A 15968-nucleotide genomic window follows, 5' to 3' on the forward strand; every position below is an offset into this window, starting at 1 on the left:
CGGCATGAACCAAGAGGTCATGAATCTTTTCAATCCTCAGGCGCCTACACAGACGTTTGATTCCATCAGGATATCAATCGCCAGCCCTGAGAAGATTCTGTCCTGGTCTTACGGCGAAATCAAAAAGCCCGAGACCATTAACTACCGTACGTTCAAGCCAGAACGTGACGGGCTTTTCTGCGCGCGTATTTTCGGGCCGATCAAGGACTATGAATGTCTGTGCGGCAAATACAAGCGCATGAAATATAAAGGCATTATCTGCGAAAAATGCGGCGTTGAAGTAACTCTTTCACGTGTTCGCCGTGAACGTATGGGGCATATCGAACTTGCTGCTCCAGTCGCACATATATGGTTTTTGAAATCACTTCCGAGCCGCATCGGTACGCTTCTTGATATGACCCTCAAAGATATCGAGCGCGTTCTTTATTTTGAAAACTACATTGTAACCGAACCGGGCTTGACCTCGCTCAAGATGCATCAGCTTCTTTCCGAAGAAGAATATATGATGGCAGTTGACGAATTCGGCCCCGACCAGTTTACAGCTTTGATCGGTGCAGAAGCTATCTACGAGCTCTTGGCTGCAATGGATTTGCAGAAAATTGCTGCAGATTTGCGCACCGAATTGGCAGAAACGACATCGGACCTGAAAATCAAGAAATTGATGAAGCGTCTGAAGATCGTTGAAAACTTCATTGAATCGGGAAATCGTCCGGAATGGATGATTATGAAAGTCATTCCGGTTATTCCGCCGGATTTGCGCCCGTTAGTTCCGTTGGATGGTGGCCGTTTTGCGACGTCCGACCTGAATGACCTCTATCGTCGTGTGATCAACCGTAACAATCGTTTGAAACGTCTGATCGAGCTTCGCGCTCCCGGCATTATTGTACGTAACGAAAAACGTATGTTGCAGGAAGCTGTCGATGCGCTGTTCGATAATGGTCGCCGTGGTCGTGTCATTACCGGTGCCAATAAGCGTCCGTTGAAATCGCTCTCGGATATGCTGAAAGGCAAGCAGGGACGTTTCCGTCAAAACCTGCTCGGTAAACGCGTCGACTATTCCGGTCGTTCTGTTATTGTGACCGGACCGGAACTGAAGTTGCATCAATGCGGCTTGCCGAAGAAAATGGCTTTGGAACTATTCAAGCCGTTCATTTACGCACGCCTTGATGCAAAGGGTTATTCATCAACCGTAAAACAAGCCAAGAAGCTCGTTGAAAAAGAACGCCCTGAAGTTTGGGATATTCTCGAAGAAGTTATCCGTGAACACCCAATTCTTTTGAACCGCGCTCCGACGTTGCACCGTTTGGGAATTCAGGCCTTTGAACCGACTTTGATCGAAGGTAAGGCAATCCAGCTTCATCCGCTGGTATGTACAGCTTTCAACGCCGATTTCGATGGCGACCAAATGGCTGTCCACGTACCGCTGTCGCTCGAAGCCCAGCTCGAAGCCCGCGTCTTGATGATGTCGACAAACAATATTCTGCACCCTGCCAACGGCGCGCCGATTATTGTTCCTTCGCAAGACATGGTGCTTGGCCTTTATTACCTGTCAATTGTTTGCGAACATGAGCCGGGTGAGGGGATGGCTTTCGGTGATATGGGTGAATTGCAGCACGCTTTGGAGAGTAAAGTTGTGACGCTTCACACCAAGATCAAAGGGCGTGTCAAGAGTATTGATGCAGAGGGTAATGTTGTTTCGAAGATTTACGATACCACACCGGGTCGTCTGATCATCGGTGAAACACTGCCCAAAAGCCCGAACATCAAGTTCGACATTGTCAATCAGGAAATGACCAAAAAGAACATTTCCAAGATGATTGACCATGTTTACCGTCACTGCGGACAAAAAGAAACAGTGATGTTCTGCGACCGCATCATGTCTCTGGGTTTTGCCAATGCTTGCCGTGCCGGCATTTCGTTCGGTAAGGACGATATGGTTATACCGGAAAGCAAGGCAAGACTGGTTCAGGAAACCGAGGCTTTGGCCAAGGAATATGAACAGCAATATAATGACGGTCTTATTACACAGGGTGAGAAGTACAACAAGGTTGTCGACGCTTGGGGTAAATGTACCGATCGCGTTGCCGACGAGATGATGAAACGCATTCAGGCGGTTGAATTTGATCCCGAAACAGGGCGTCAAAAACCGATGAATTCGATTTACATGATGTCTCACTCCGGTGCCCGTGGGTCGCCGAACCAGATGAAGCAGCTGGGTGGTATGCGTGGGTTGATGGCAAAGCCTTCGGGCGAAATCATCGAAACACCGATTATCTCCAACTTCAAGGAAGGCTTGACTGTGAACGAGTACTTCAACTCGACACACGGTGCCCGTAAGGGACTTGCCGATACAGCCTTGAAGACAGCTAACTCCGGTTACTTGACCCGTCGCCTTGTCGACGTTGCGCAAGATGCTATCATTTCCGAGGTTGATTGCGGAACAGACAAAGGTCTGACAATGCAGGCTATCGTTGATGCCGGTCAGGTTGTTGCCTCCCTCGGCCAACGTATCCTTGGTCGTACCGCACTTCACGATATTATCCATCCGACAACGGGTGAAGTCATCGTTGAAGGCGGCCGCATGATCGAGGAAGCGGATGTTGCCAAGATTGAAGCTGCCGGTATCCAGTCTGTCCAGATCCGTTCTGCTCTGACTTGCGAAACCCGCATCGGTGTTTGTGCCAAGTGCTATGGTCGTGATCTCGCACGTGGTACGCCGGTCAATCAGGGTGAAGCAGTCGGTGTTATTGCAGCCCAGTCTATTGGTGAGCCGGGTACACAGTTGACAATGCGTACATTCCACTTGGGCGGTACCGCACAGGTTGTTGATACCTCTTATCTGGAAGCATCCTATGAAGGTAAGGTTGAATTGCGCCACCGCAAGGTTGTTCGCAATTCTGAAGGCCATCTGGTCGTTATGGGTCGTAATATGGCTATCCTTATCAAGGATGAAAACGGTAAGGAACGCGCTTCTCACCGCATTACCTATGGTGCTCGCATCTTCGTTGACGATGGCGATGTCGTTAAACGTGGTCAGCGTATTGCCGAATGGGATCCGTATACCCGTCCGATCATGACCGAAGTTGAAGGCTATATCGGCTTCGAGGATATGGTTGATGGTCTATCTGTTACAGAAACGACCGATGAAGCAACCGGTATCACCAAACGTCAGGTTATTGACTGGCGTGCCAATCCGCGTGGCGCCGATCTTAAGCCTGCCATTGTTATCTATTCTGATAAAAAAGGCAGCAAGATCGCCAAGCTTTCGAAGGGTGGTGATGCCCGTTATATGATGTCGGTTGAAACCATTCTCTCGGTTGAACCGGGTGCTCATGTAATGGCTGGTGATGTTATTGGTCGTTTACCAATGGAAAGCGCCAAGACCAAGGATATTACCGGTGGTCTTCCACGCGTTGCCGAACTCTTTGAAGCACGTCGTCCGAAGGATCATGCTATTATTGCTGAAATTGATGGCACAATCCGCTTTGGACGCGACTATAAGAACAAACGGCGCATCACAATCGAGCCGAATGATGATACGGTAGAGCCTGTGGAATATCTCATTCCGAAGGGCAAGCCTTTCCATCTGCAGGATGGTGACCAGATTGAAAAGGGTGATTATATCCTCGACGGCAATCCGGCACCGCATGATATTCTGGCCATCAAGGGTGTGGAAGCTTTGGCCTCCTATCTCGTCAATGAAATACAATCTGTCTATCGTCTCCAAGGTGTTGTGATCAACGATAAGCATATTGAAGTCATCGTTCGCCAGATGCTGCAAAAAGTCGAAATTACCGATTCCGGTGACTCCGGCTATATTCCGGGTGACCATGTTGACCGGATCGAGCTACAGGAAGTTAATGATCGGCTCATCGAAGAAGGTAAGAAACCGGCAAGCGGCAATCCTGTTCTGCTGGGTATTACCAAAGCTTCACTGCAGACACCGTCATTTATTTCTGCAGCATCCTTCCAAGAAACAACGCGTGTGCTTACTGAAGCAGCCGTTGCCGGAAAGATGGATACTTTGCAGGGCTTGAAGGAAAACGTTATCGTTGGTCGTCTTATCCCTGCCGGTACCGGTGGCGCAATTGCCCAGATCCGTCGCATTGCAACAGCTCGTGACGATCTGATCGTTGATGAACATCGCAAAGCCAATGGTGGCGATAAAGCCAATGCTATGTTGTCTGATATGACACATACAGCGGCTGAATAAGCCCACTATCAGGCTGGTTTTAGAACAAAAGAAAAGCCCGACTTAATTGTCGGGCTTTTTGTATTTTAACGTTTGAAAAATTTTCGGGCTTGAAAGAGGGGAGCTGATTTTTAAAAAGAAATTGTTCAATCGGTTATCATTTCAGCTATTCGGAAATCTCGATCGGATTCAAATCTGGGTCACGTATGTAAACGGAACGGATTTTCCCATTCGCTCCGGTGCGCTCGACAGGACCTTCAACAATAGGACAGTTGTTCTTTTTCAGGTGAGTAATGACTTTATCGATAGAAAGTTTTGATATGAAACAGAGTTCCAAACTACCCGGAACGGGCAGGTGAGACTTAGGTTTTTACTCTTTGCCATATTGATGGAGATTGATCTTCTGATTGCCGAAGCGGAGTGCAAAACGATTTTCTCCGAAAACGTCTAGCTTGAGCTCCAAAATTTCCATGTAAAAACGCTTGGTCGCTTCGAGATCAAAACATGTCATTACAAAGAGGTCAGTATGATCGAAAAGCATTGAAATCCATCCTCGCCAATAAAATCATTAGTGCGATATTTTGTATATTTATTTAGAAAAATTATAGAATTTTACAGTCATAAAAATATTTTTAATTTAAATCAATTTTTATTTCTAAATATATTTTAATATAAAAATATATTTTATATAAAACATAAAAATAAATAAATTAAATAATGAATATTCTTTATTAAGAAAATTTTATTTAAATATATAAAATAAAATTGTATTTAAGATATTTGAAATAGGAAGAAACAATAATAATTATCGTAAAATAAAAAAATACGTAAACGGGGTTAAAAATAGATTTATCCAAATCCCACGACAGGTATTATTAAGATTGTGAAAGAAACCCACGATAGCTACTATCAAGATTGTGTAAGAGATTAAGAGTTAGCTGGTAAAAGCACGAGAAGGAATGAAATTTTCCGAACAGAATTGGAAAGGGCTTGATCATGGGAACTAAAAGGAGAAAACAGTAGTAAATGAAAAGCGGGATAATTTGTCACACGACAACAAAACAGAAGATCTTGGGAGCCACCATATTTAGTAACGTCATTTAGCGAGACGGTTTGTAAGCGGAAATATTCGCGCTAATAAGTCACTCTGGTAGTACCGGTTGTAATCCACATTAGTCGTAACAACGAGATCAGTCCTATCAATGGTCGGGCTCATCATGTTGGTGGTCACCGATTTCGATATTGGCATCGTCAAGAGTTAGCTCATGGCGTTCGCAGGTTTCATACATCCAATTTGTGAATTTTACTTTCAGTCCGTTAAGCGAATAAAGATCGGTATAGTAAATGCGATTAGTAGCCATGCACCAAGGGACATCTTTTGCGTCAATTCCCGATTGTTTGTGGAGAAGTTCCGTAACATAAGCAATACCTTCTTCACAGCTTTCGGTGCGGCAATAATTTTTATCCTCGGCAAAGGCATAGAGCTCTGACCTGCCAAGCCAGTTGACGAGGCTGTTGAAAGAAATTGGAATGGCGGCAATGACAATCAAAACGATCAAGCCAAATATCCAAATTTTCTTATGCATGATGGCACACTTCGCTTGACGTGTTCGTTTGTTGACGACGTTTTCACCTTGTCCGCATGATAGACGGATTAAGGCCTTTGAAATAGAGCATAATTGCATCACCCTTTTAAAAAATTCAAATATAAGAGAAGAATTCTCGTGTTGGTTAGCTGATACAGATAGCTGAACATGCGCATTTTAGTCTGAGATATCGGTGTTGAAGCAAGCCTATTGCTGGCTTAATAAACGACAAAAAATGGAGTCAATTTAGAGAGATTGCCATAATCAGCGTTGAAAGCGATGAAAGGCGTTGTGAGTGATATGGTCGGTTGGTGCGAAGATATAATTGTGGCGGAATGGAATTTTAATGCCCGTATTCTATTGCATCAGCATTTTTCAACGCTATGGTGGAAATAAAAGATGGAAATATTGAGGTTTGACAGATTGTTAGTCGAACCTTGTTTGGTAAGCTTATGCATGAATATTATTCAATAGGTGAACTTACGCGGGAATTTGGCGTAACAACGCGGACATTGCGTTATTATGAAGATCAGGGGCTTATTGTCCCGATGCGCCGTGGCAGGACACGTCTCTATACCGAGCTTGATCGGCATCGGTTGCAACAGATATTAAGAGCCAAACGACTGAATTTCACTTTGGCAGAAATTGCCTCTTTGTTAACCGTTACCGGTACGCCGCTTGACGATACGGTGAAAGTCGAGAACGTGTTGCAGGAAATAAAAGAAAAACGCGAGGATCTCAAACAGATGCGCCGCGATATAGACGAATCATTGCACGAGCTTGAACGCATAGAAGAAATCTGTTTCGAGCGTTTGGCCGAACGCGAAGTCAATGGTTAAGTCGAAGATAAATTCGGGACAGTCTTAACTCTTTCATCAAAGCTATTGTTGCTTCAAAACGGTTTGCCCCCAGCAAGCATTGATGGATTTTTGTAATCTTTCATCGGTCTGGCTGACCTCTCCTCTGGAAAATTCGCTCATCATTTGTTGATGATCTATTTGGTCAAATACGCAACTGCAAAAAGCAGTACATAAATGACTATCAGCCTGGCTCTCACGACATTCATTGACGCAAGCCCTTTCCAAGGGTTTACGCAATGCATCCGGAGAAGGGGGAAAAACAGCAGCAATACAATAAAGGAGAGCTAACAGGACAGGTTGGTGAACGAGATAAAATATGAGGCTGTGGCGCCCGATGAGCTGTAGGGATTTATTGAGCCATTGCGGGCGGATCCCGTTTTGTAAATATATAAATAGATGAAACTTGTCGCAGATGCGGGCTGTTGTAAGCCCTAAAAGAGCTGAGCCGAACCACGGGAAAACCGGAACATAATCAAATGAGGGGCGGGGATAGCTCGAAAATCCGATCCATAATAAATAAGGTGCGTTGAAAAAATCGGATTTCAGTATGAATGGCAACAGAACAAAAATAAAAATAGCCAAAAAATTCAATACAAGCGGCGTATGCAAGAAAAGCAATCCGATGACGGTTGCCACAGCTATTTCATGTAATATTCCGAAATAGATGAAGCCTTGCGGCATGATAAAATAGGTAACAATAGAGACAACAAAAGCAGCCAGTACGATGATCGACAAGCGTCGGAAATAGGGCGAAAAGCGGAACTGTTTTCCCTGTGCAAGATAGAGACTGAAACCGGAAATAAACAGGAAACAAAACGCGACAATGCGCGCCAGAACACGCAAACTGCCTTCAGCAGGAACTTGAGGGTCTATATAGGAAAAATAGCTCAAATCCCAACTGAAATGATAAACCACCATGCCAATCAGTGCGAGCCCGCGAAAGAGATCAACCTTTTGTAATCGTATTTTAATCGTTTCAGGCTGGTTCATATCGGTATCCTTTGCTATCTATCTAACACAAAGTTTTTGCTTTGCTTGGGTAAATTAGGCCGCTTGTTCATTTTTCCTGTGGGTGGAACATAAAAATGACCAAAATTGAAAAATTTTGCGACGTTGTAAAAAGTAGAAAGTCTATCAGGGCTTACCTCGATAAAGACGTTGACCGTAAGATGGTGGAAGATATTTTGCGCTTATCGTCGCGAGCACCTTCGGGAGCAAATATACAGGCTTGGCAAGTTATCGTTCTTCATAACGGGACATTGAAAAAGTTGGGACAAAAACTTTTTGACATGTCGGTGGCAGGCATAAAAGAAGAATGTGAATATCAGTTTTATCCCCGTTCGTGGCGTGAGCCTTATCTCGCGCGACGGCGTAAAGTCGGCTGGGACCTTTATCGGTCACTGGGTATCGCGCGTTCAGAGCGAAGCAAGATCGAACACCAGCAAGCGAAAAATTTTATGTTTTTTGGTGCTCCGGTGGGACTTATTTTTACAATGGACAGGGATATGGAGCTTGGCAGTTGGCTCGACCTTGGCTGTTTTATTCAGACAATCGCACTTGTAGCGAGAAGTTTTGGTCTTGATAGCTGTATTCAGGCGGCTTTTTCAGAATATCATAAAACGATCTCTGACGAGCTTCAAATACCGCCTGAACGACAGGTTATTTGCGGACTTGCCTTAGGCTATCGCGATGAAAACGCACCTGAAAACAATTTTCCGACCGAACGTGTCCCGTTGGAGGATTTTGTTCGCTTTGTTGATTGAGTGCGGCCGGAACGGGATTTCGCTTTGCTTTAGTGATAAATTCCTCAAAAATATTTTGTGAATAGAAAAATTTGTTAATCAAATTTTAATATTGTGTCTTTGCGGGTTCACCGTTATAGGTGTCGTCAATACGAATTCTGCGTTGATTGTATTGCGGGTATCAAAAGGTGCTTTATGGATGAAATTGTCGAAAAATCATGTTGGGGCATCGCTATTCGGGCATCACTCGGACTCCTTGCTATTATTGCCGTGATTTATCTGACTGTCGGTTTCTAGAATTTGTTCAGGCGCAAACGTCCATTTCATAATGGATATCGATTTGTTCGTTTAAATCCATGTTTCTATCAGTTTTCGAACTATTCAAAATCGGCATAGGACCGTCAAGCTCTCACACAATGGGGCCAATGACGGCAGCCAACAGGTTCCTGGCGGAGATACTGTCGAACAATTGGCCTAAGCCGGTCAACACTTCAATTACCCGTTTGCGTGTCTCTTTACATGGATCATTGGCCTTTACCGGTCTCGGACATGCAACAGATCGTGCCGTTATATTGGGCTTGTTGGGGCAACAACCGGCAAGTGTCGATCCCGATAACATGGATAAATTGGTCGCATCAGTCTATCAGACAAAGAAAGTTCAACCTGCCGGTCATCCGGACTACCGGTTTGACCCCGAAAAAGATTTGATCTTCGATCGGAAGACGGTGTTACCAGGGCATAGCAATGGTCTTGTTTTCGAAGGACTTGACCAATTTGGAAACGTCCTTTTGCGGCGCGTTTATTATTCTATCGGCGGCGGATTTGTTGTGAGCGAGGACGAATTAAATCGCGTTGAACATAATAAAAAAAATGACAACCGGATTGTTCCTTTTCCCTTTGATACAGCAACAATGATGCTTGATATGGCGAAAAAATCCGGCCTGTCTATCGCCGAAATGAAGCGCGCCAATGAAGAAACGTTGATGACGCGAAGTGAACTTGATGAAGGTCTCGATAAAATATTTCTTGCGATGAAATCAAGTGTTGATCGCGGACTTCATCATGATGGTGAACTACCCGGAGGGCTACACATCAAGCGTCGAGCCAAGAAGCTTTATGACAAATTATTGAGCGATAGCAAAAGAAATAAAGTTGGACCTTTAGCAGCAAATGACTGGCTTTCAACTTATGCTATAGCGGTTAATGAGGAAAATGCCGCAGGCGGACGTATTGTAACCGCGCCTACCAATGGCGCGGCAGGGGTGGTTCCGGCCGTACTCAGTTATTATTTGCGGTTTTGTGCCGGAGCCGAACGCGACGGCATACGTAATTTTTTGCTTACTGCTGCGGCGATTGGCGGTGTCATAAAATATAACGCGTCGATTTCAGGAGCAGAGGTCGGTTGTCAGGGTGAAATCGGCTCGGCAGCTTCCATGGCTGCGGCAGGGTTGACTGCTGCTTTGGGTGGAACAGCGATGCAGATTGAAAATGCTGCGGAAATTGCTCTTGAACATCATCTGGGGATGACATGTGATCCGGTAGCAGGCCTTGTTCAAGTACCGTGTATCGAAAGAAATGCCATGGGTGCCGTTAAAGCGGTGACAGCCGCTTCGCTGGCACTTCATGGCGATGGCAGCCATTTTGTTTCACTGGATGCCTGTATCCGAACGATGCGCGAAACCGGCCGTGATATGAGTGACAAATATAAAGAAACAAGCAAGGGTGGACTTGCAGTCAATGTGACGGATTGTTAAGTCATAAATTATGACACTTCACATGGTAAAATTATGTGTTGGCTGCTCTTCACCGGAGGAGCTTGCCCAATGGATTGATTATCGTTTGGAACAACTGAAAGCTGCTGGCGAAAAACCGGAGCAATATCACATCACTCGTATGGTGCCAAAAAGAATTGACGAACTCCTCGACGGTGGCTCGCTTTACTGGGTGATGAAAGGCAATATACAATGCCGACAAAAATTTCTGGATATTCGCCCCTTTACCGATGATGAAGGTATCCATCGTTGCAAGCTTGTTCTCGAGCCAAAAATTATACCGACAATCTGGCAGCCGAGACGTGCTTTCCAAGGGTGGCGCTATCTTGATGGAAGTGAAGCGCCAGAGGATGACAATACGAGTGAGAAAGCCCGCCTGCCGGCTGCTTTAAAACAGGAACTGGCCGATCTCGGTTTGCTTTAGAGCAGGCGGATATTTTGTAGACTTTAGGGATTTAGATATTTGTCGATCCCAAGCGGAATTTTACACCGAAAGATCCACGTGGACTTGCAACACGCAAATGAATGCGAACCGGTGGCATAGCCAGACGACGGTTACGTTGTGTTTGGCAAATCAGGAGACCAAGAAGCGAGCGCGTGGTGATACCGCGCGGCGTCGCTTTCAGGTCAGCCAATTTCAAAGCAGCCTGCTGAAGAGATCGCAAAGCGAGAAGCGAGCCCTCGTGATTAACGGAGCGGGCTTTTAACACCATATCATTTGCATTTGCCATAGCTTGATTACCTTTTACGCAAAACTCAGACATTGGTTACATTGTTATCGCATAGCAGTTAAAATTTGCTTTCTTTAGAAGCGAACAGGCGTCCCATGCCGCTTTTTTTGTATTGAAACCGACGAAACGGGCGCGATAGTAGCGCTGGCCGTCTTTTTCAAAAATCTGGGTATAAGGCGTCGCTGTTGCCAAAGCCGAGCGGGCGGCATCCGATGCATTTGACAGCATTTCCGTTGCCTGTTGTTGATTTGGCAAAGAACCGATCTGTATAGCCCAGCCTGTCTGGTCGGAACGCCCGTTGGTTGGCGCAGATGCGGTAATTACGGGATCGATAGCTGTTTTTTCATTGGCATCGTTTTTCTGTTTTGAAACGATTGCCTGATCAAGCTCTTTTACAGCCGGAGCGGTTTTTGCTGTTGTGTTGGCAAGCGCGGTCAAAACATCAGAGTTATTATCCGGCTTTTTGGCAATCTGCGGATTTGAAGCAGTCGTTACAGCTTCTGGCTTCGGCGTCGAAGCAGTTGTATCGGCTTTAGCCACGGCTATGTCGGCTTTGGCAACCGGAACGGGTGCTTTGTGAGGCTCCGGCAAGTCATATTGTGTTGCCGCAATAAGAGGGGCGCGTGTTTTGGCTCGACTTGCTTCCGGTAGATAACGCCGCAAAAGCTCTGCCATGTGTGCATCGCGTAAAGCAGATGATTTGCCACCCATGACAACGGCAACAATAGAGCGTCCATCCATACGCATAGATGTAGCAAGGTTTGAACCGGACATGCGGGTGTAGCCGGTTTTAATACCGTCAACGCCTTTCATATCCCGTACCAACCGGTTGTGTCCGTTAATGGTTTGGCCGCGGAACTGGAAACTTGTGGTTTTGAACCAGTCATACTGCTTCGGAAAATGTTCGCGGAGCGCCAAAGATAAAATTGCAAGATCGCGTGCCGTCGAATAGTTCTGTACGTCCGGTAAACCCGATGCATTGGCAAAATTGGTATTCATCATGCCCAAGCGACGTGCTTTTGCCGTCATGATCTGGGCAAAGCGCTGTTCGGAACCGCCAAGATATTCACCGATTGCAGTTGCGACATCATTTGCAGATTTCGTGATCAATGCCTTGGCTGCAAGCTCTGCCGGAATCGTTTGGCCGGTTCTGAAACCGATTTTTGTGGGTGGACGGGAAGCTGCATAGGCGGAAACGGGAATAGGGGTGTTTGGTGTGACACGACCCGATTGCATTGCCTCGAACAAAAGATAAAGCGTCATCATCTTCGTAAGGGATGCCGGATAGCGACGTGCATTTCCATTAACTTCGTATAAGGTTCGTCCGGTATTGGCATCGACAACTATAGCGGCATATTTATCGGCATAAGCGCTTTGTGGAGCTGCTTGTGCATAGGTCATAGACACTGAAAATATGAGAGTTGCAATGGCGGCTTTCTTTATGAAACGAGCTACTTTTTGGTAGGCTTTTTGCACTTTTTACGACCTTTTATTACGCCAAACAGAATTTGCGACAAAAGGGGTCTCACAGACCCCTGCCGCCTTTTCGCGGGGAAGATTAATATGACAGCGTTACCAATTTCTTTATGAGAACAAATTTTTAGTGATTATTATTTGGCTAAAGGGAGAAGCTTAGTGGTGGAAAATGGCGTAAAACAATTATTAAACTTGCGATTCTGGGACTTATAATCTGTTAAAAATACATTACATGGAATGCATGGGCGAGAAAGAACAATAACCTTGGTAGAATTAAGTTTGCAAAAATTAGCCGGACAGAATGGCGGGAAGGAAAATGAAGACACAGGTAGTTTTGAAACCGGTGTTGCAACAAAATCCCTTCCGAAAGTAAAAAAACCGGATTTTTATCGTGTTCTCCTCTTGAATGATGATTACACGCCTATGGATTTTGTTGTGTTTGTTTTACAAAAATTTTTTCGTAAAAATCGTGAAGATGCAACGCGTATTATGTTGAATGTTCACCATACGGGTGTTGGTGAATGTGGTGTTTATTCCTATGAAGTCGCCGAAACAAAAGTTGCGCAAGTTATGGATTGTGCCCGGGAAAATCAGCATCCTTTGCAATGCGTAATGGAAAGAAAGTGAACTCCGATGCCGTCTTTTACCACAAGCCTCGAAAAGACCCTTCATAGAGCGCTTATGATTGCCAGTGACGCACATCAGGAATATGCGACATTGGAACATTTGTTATTGGCGTTGCTTGATGATGTTGATGCTAAAGCCGTTATCCTTGCTTGTAACGTTGACATTGAACAATTACGCACGCGTTTGACGCAATATGTCCAATCGGAACTCGATTCGCAGATAGGCGATGATGAAGATACCAAGCCTACCAATTCGTTCCAGCGCGTTATCCAGCGTGCGGTTATCCATGTCCAGTCGGCAGGACGGGATATTGTAACCGGTGCAAATGTTCTTGTTGCAATTTTCGCCGAACGGGAAAGTTTTGCTGCTTATTTCCTTCAGGAACTGGGAATGACACGCTATGATGCGGTCAATTTTATTTCCCATGGTATCGCAAGCGAAAATGGCGCTGCGAGCTTCCCGCTGGATGATTCTGATGACGAGGTGTCAACTTCGCAATCGGCCAACAAGGATACCGATGCACTTTCGGCATATTGTATCAATCTTAACGAACGTGCGCGTCAGGGCAAGATTGACACATTGATAGGTAGGGATAAAGAAATTGCCAGAACAATCCAGATTTTATGCCGGAGGTCGAAAAACAATCCGCTTCTGGTTGGAGATCCCGGAGTAGGTAAAACAGCTATCGCCGAGGGCTTGGCAAAACGAATTGTCGATGGCGAAGTGCCGGACGTTTTAAGCAGTGCTACGATTTTTTCACTCGATATGGGAATGCTTGTTGCCGGTACCCGTTATCGTGGTGATTTTGAAGAACGCTTGAAACAGGTTGTAAAAGAGCTTGAAAACTATAAGGGTGCCATTCTCTTTATTGATGAAATTCATACTCTGATCGGCGCGGGCGCAACATCGGGCGGTAGTATGGATGCTGCAAATCTTTTGAAACCGGCACTTTCTTCGGGGCTTATTCGTTGCATCGGTTCGACGACCTATAAAGAATACCGTCAAATCTTCGAGAAAGATCGGGCTTTGGCTCGGCGTTTCCAAAAGATCGATGTCAATGAACCGTCTATTGATGATGCCATTGAAATTCTGAAAGGTTTGAAGCCTTATTTCGAGAACTTCCATCAGATAAAATATACCGATGATGCTATGAAGGCGTCGGTCGAACTTTCATCACGTTACATGTCGGACAGGCGGCTACCTGATAAAGCGATAGATGTGGTCGACGAGACGGGCGCGGCACAAATGCTTTTGCCTAAAGACAAAAGAAAAAAGACAATTGGTGTGAAAGAGATTGAGGAAACGGTTGCAACAATGGCACGCATTCCTCAAAAAAACATATCGCGCGATGATCGTAAAACATTGGCAAATCTCGAAAAAGAATTGCGAAGAGTGGTTTATGGGCAGGATAAAGCAATTGCCGCTTTGACTTCATCAATCAAGCTTGCCCGTGCCGGTCTGCGCGAACCGGACAAGCCTATAGGGAGCTATCTATTTTCAGGTCCGACCGGCGTTGGTAAAACGGAGGTCGCCAAACAACTTGCAGCGTCTCTCGGCATCGAGTTGTTACGATTTGATATGTCGGAATATATGGAACGGCACACTGTTTCGAGATTGATAGGTGCACCACCGGGATATGTCGGCTTCGATCAGGGCGGGTTGTTGACAGATGCTGTCGACCAGAACCCACACGCTGTGCTTTTGCTTGATGAAATAGAAAAAGCGCATCCTGATCTCTATAATATTCTTTTACAGGTGATGGATCACGGTAAGCTGACCGATCACAATGGAAAGCAGATCGATTTTCGCAACATCATTCTTATTATGACGACAAATGCCGGTGCAGTGGATATGGCAAAGTCTGCAATCGGTTTTGGAAAGACCGAGCGTGAGGGCGATGACATAGAGGCAATTAACCAGTTATTTCCTCCGGAGTTCCGTAACCGGCTTGATGCGATCATTCCATTTGCACCCTTGTCTGAACCGATTATTCATCAGGTCGTACAGAAGTTTATTTTGCAACTCGAAGCACAACTTGCCGATCGGGAAATAACCTTCGAGTTGAGTGATGGCGCAACCAAATGGCTTGCTAATAAAGGTTATGATCAACGTATGGGGGCTCGTCCTCTATCGCGGGTTATTCAGGAATATATAAAGAAGCCGCTGGCTGAAGAAATATTGTTCGGAAAGCTCCGCCATGGCGGTACTGTTAAAGTTATGACCGATAAATCGGACAAAAACAAACTGGCTTTGGAAATTATCAGTAATGAAGCACAAACGAACAAAAAACCGGTAAGAGCAGTCAAGGCTTCCGGAAGGCGGGTAAAAAAGCCGACGCCGGCCGATCAATGAATGCAATGACGATATATATATAGCAGCAAAATATAACGTCGAAAAATAAATCATATCGAGACAAAAATGCCTGCGCGATGAACCATCGGGCAGGCATTTCTGATAAACTTTTTCGTTACGGTGCTTTTGCACAGAACCGGTTGGTTATTGTGGCTCGCCTTTGTTTTAAAGTGCTGCGCGGATTTTTGCGGCAGATTCTTCCAGTGTTTTTGTATCGACCGGTTCCCCGCTATGTGGCTTCAAAGGAACATTTTCGAAACGCGGAATAACATGGAAATGGAGATGAAAAACAGTTTGACCGCTTGCCGGTTCATTAAACTGCATGACAGTTACACCATCTGCATTGAATGCTTTTTTAACAGCCTTTGCTATTTTCTGCACAACCTTGATAACTTTAGCTAGAGTCTCCGGCTCAGCATCCAGTAGATTGCGGGAGCCTTTCCGTGGAACAATCAATGTATGCCCTTTACCTTGCGGCATGACATCCATGAAAGCGATGACATCGTCATCTTCATAAACTCGGATAGAGGGAATTTCTCCACGAATCAACTTCGCAAAAATATTATTTTCATCATAACTTTGTTGCATTTTTCTCCTCACTTATTGTTTTAGACATCGCACTAACTATTA

12 protein-coding genes and 1 pseudogene are annotated in these 15968 nt (G+C 45.3%); 7 read left to right on the forward strand and 6 right to left on the reverse strand.

Going from position 1 to position 15968, the window contains the following annotated elements:
- Positions 1–4: 4 nt before the first annotated feature.
- A complete protein-coding gene (rpoC, locus tag H3S82_RS05995) occupies positions 5–4213 on the forward strand; it encodes a DNA-directed RNA polymerase subunit beta' (RefSeq protein WP_198237122.1) in 4209 nt (1402 codons plus the stop codon).
- 145 nt (positions 4214–4358) lie between these two features.
- Here rpoC and H3S82_RS11390 read toward each other — a convergent pair.
- Together H3S82_RS11390 and H3S82_RS06005 are read right to left on the reverse strand one after the other, a co-directional pair.
- Positions 4359–4733: pseudogene (locus tag H3S82_RS11390) on the reverse strand (VOC family protein).
- Between the two features lie 658 nt (positions 4734–5391).
- Positions 5392–5778, reverse strand: coding sequence for a hypothetical protein (locus H3S82_RS06005; RefSeq protein ID WP_198232174.1), 387 nt, complete (start codon positions 5776–5778; stop codon positions 5392–5394).
- 452 nt (positions 5779–6230) lie between these two features.
- Between H3S82_RS06005 and H3S82_RS06010 the strand changes: the two genes are divergently transcribed.
- Complete coding sequence (locus H3S82_RS06010) at positions 6231–6617, forward strand: MerR family DNA-binding transcriptional regulator (protein ID WP_077973506.1); 387 nt, start codon at positions 6231–6233, stop codon at positions 6615–6617.
- 42 nt (positions 6618–6659) lie between these two features.
- Here the strand turns inward: H3S82_RS06010 and H3S82_RS06015 are convergent, their stop codons facing one another.
- Positions 6660–7628 carry a DUF1624 domain-containing protein gene (locus H3S82_RS06015; RefSeq protein WP_198232173.1) on the reverse strand — a complete coding sequence of 323 codons (969 nt, stop codon included), beginning with the start codon at positions 7626–7628 and terminating at the stop codon, positions 6660–6662.
- Positions 7629–7723: 95 nt separating this feature from the next.
- Here H3S82_RS06015 and H3S82_RS06020 point away from each other — a divergent pair, with 95 nt between their 5' ends.
- The 3 genes from H3S82_RS06020 (at position 7724) to H3S82_RS06030 (ending at position 10576) form a co-directional block, all read left to right on the forward strand.
- The gene (locus H3S82_RS06020; protein WP_198232172.1) at positions 7724–8401 is read left to right on the forward strand and encodes a nitroreductase; all 678 of its coding nucleotides are present in this window, start codon (positions 7724–7726) and stop codon (positions 8399–8401) included.
- A 335-nt stretch (positions 8402–8736) separates the two neighbouring features.
- The gene (locus H3S82_RS06025; RefSeq protein ID WP_198232171.1) at positions 8737–10134 is read left to right on the forward strand and encodes an L-serine ammonia-lyase; all 1398 of its coding nucleotides are present in this window, start codon (positions 8737–8739) and stop codon (positions 10132–10134) included.
- A gap of 10 nt (positions 10135–10144) precedes the next feature.
- The gene (locus H3S82_RS06030) at positions 10145–10576 is read left to right on the forward strand and encodes a DUF1489 family protein (RefSeq protein WP_198224830.1); all 432 of its coding nucleotides are present in this window, start codon (positions 10145–10147) and stop codon (positions 10574–10576) included.
- Between the two features lie 31 nt (positions 10577–10607).
- Here H3S82_RS06030 and H3S82_RS06035 read toward each other — a convergent pair whose 3' ends face one another.
- Positions 10608–10883 (reverse strand): hypothetical protein, encoded by a 276-nt coding sequence (locus tag H3S82_RS06035; protein WP_077971174.1) that lies wholly within the window; start codon positions 10881–10883, stop codon positions 10608–10610.
- A 36-nt stretch (positions 10884–10919) separates the two neighbouring features.
- Complete coding sequence (locus H3S82_RS06040) at positions 10920–12284, reverse strand: D-alanyl-D-alanine carboxypeptidase (RefSeq protein ID WP_198232190.1); 1365 nt, start codon at positions 12282–12284, stop codon at positions 10920–10922.
- 312 nt (positions 12285–12596) lie between these two features.
- Here H3S82_RS06040 and clpS point away from each other — a divergent pair, with 312 nt between their 5' ends.
- On the forward strand, positions 12597–12986 hold the full coding sequence (gene clpS / locus H3S82_RS06045) for an ATP-dependent Clp protease adapter ClpS (protein ID WP_078039404.1): 390 nt from the start codon (positions 12597–12599) through the stop codon (positions 12984–12986).
- A gap of 6 nt (positions 12987–12992) precedes the next feature.
- A complete protein-coding gene (gene clpA, locus H3S82_RS06050) occupies positions 12993–15338 on the forward strand; it encodes an ATP-dependent Clp protease ATP-binding subunit ClpA (protein ID WP_077971177.1) in 2346 nt (781 codons plus the stop codon).
- 165 nt (positions 15339–15503) lie between these two features.
- On the opposite strand, the gene H3S82_RS06055 is transcribed toward clpA, so the two are convergent.
- A complete protein-coding gene (locus H3S82_RS06055; RefSeq protein ID WP_198232170.1) occupies positions 15504–15926 on the reverse strand; it encodes an HIT family protein in 423 nt (140 codons plus the stop codon).
- Positions 15927–15968 lie beyond the last annotated feature (42 nt).

Origin of the sequence: Bartonella sp. M0192 (genome assembly GCF_016102305.1) — a bacterium.
Lineage (GTDB): Bacteria > Pseudomonadota > Alphaproteobacteria > Rhizobiales > Rhizobiaceae > Bartonella > Bartonella apihabitans.

What these genes read in the sequence shown, in the direction of transcription:
- clpA (WP_077971177.1), top strand. Translation starts at nt 12,993, where the DNA reads ATGCCGTCTTTTACCACAAGCCTCGAAAAGACCCTTCATAGAGCGCTT.
- H3S82_RS06015 (WP_198232173.1), bottom strand. Translation starts at nt 7,628, where the DNA reads ATGAACCAGCCTGAAACGATTAAAATACGATTACAAAAGGTTGATCTC.
- H3S82_RS06055 (WP_198232170.1), bottom strand. Translation starts at nt 15,926, where the DNA reads ATGCAACAAAGTTATGATGAAAATAATATTTTTGCGAAGTTGATTCGT.
- H3S82_RS06040 (WP_198232190.1), bottom strand. Translation starts at nt 12,284, where the DNA reads ATGACCTATGCACAAGCAGCTCCACAAAGCGCTTATGCCGATAAATAT.
- H3S82_RS06030 (WP_198224830.1), top strand. Translation starts at nt 10,145, where the DNA reads ATGACACTTCACATGGTAAAATTATGTGTTGGCTGCTCTTCACCGGAG.
- clpS (WP_078039404.1), top strand. Translation starts at nt 12,597, where the DNA reads ATGCATGGGCGAGAAAGAACAATAACCTTGGTAGAATTAAGTTTGCAA.
- rpoC (WP_198237122.1), top strand. Translation starts at nt 5, where the DNA reads ATGAACCAAGAGGTCATGAATCTTTTCAATCCTCAGGCGCCTACACAG.
- H3S82_RS06035 (WP_077971174.1), bottom strand. Translation starts at nt 10,883, where the DNA reads ATGGCAAATGCAAATGATATGGTGTTAAAAGCCCGCTCCGTTAATCAC.
- H3S82_RS06020 (WP_198232172.1), top strand. Translation starts at nt 7,724, where the DNA reads ATGACCAAAATTGAAAAATTTTGCGACGTTGTAAAAAGTAGAAAGTCT.
- H3S82_RS06025 (WP_198232171.1), top strand. Translation starts at nt 8,737, where the DNA reads ATGTTTCTATCAGTTTTCGAACTATTCAAAATCGGCATAGGACCGTCA.
- H3S82_RS06005 (WP_198232174.1), bottom strand. Translation starts at nt 5,778, where the DNA reads ATGCATAAGAAAATTTGGATATTTGGCTTGATCGTTTTGATTGTCATT.
- H3S82_RS06010 (WP_077973506.1), top strand. Translation starts at nt 6,231, where the DNA reads ATGCATGAATATTATTCAATAGGTGAACTTACGCGGGAATTTGGCGTA.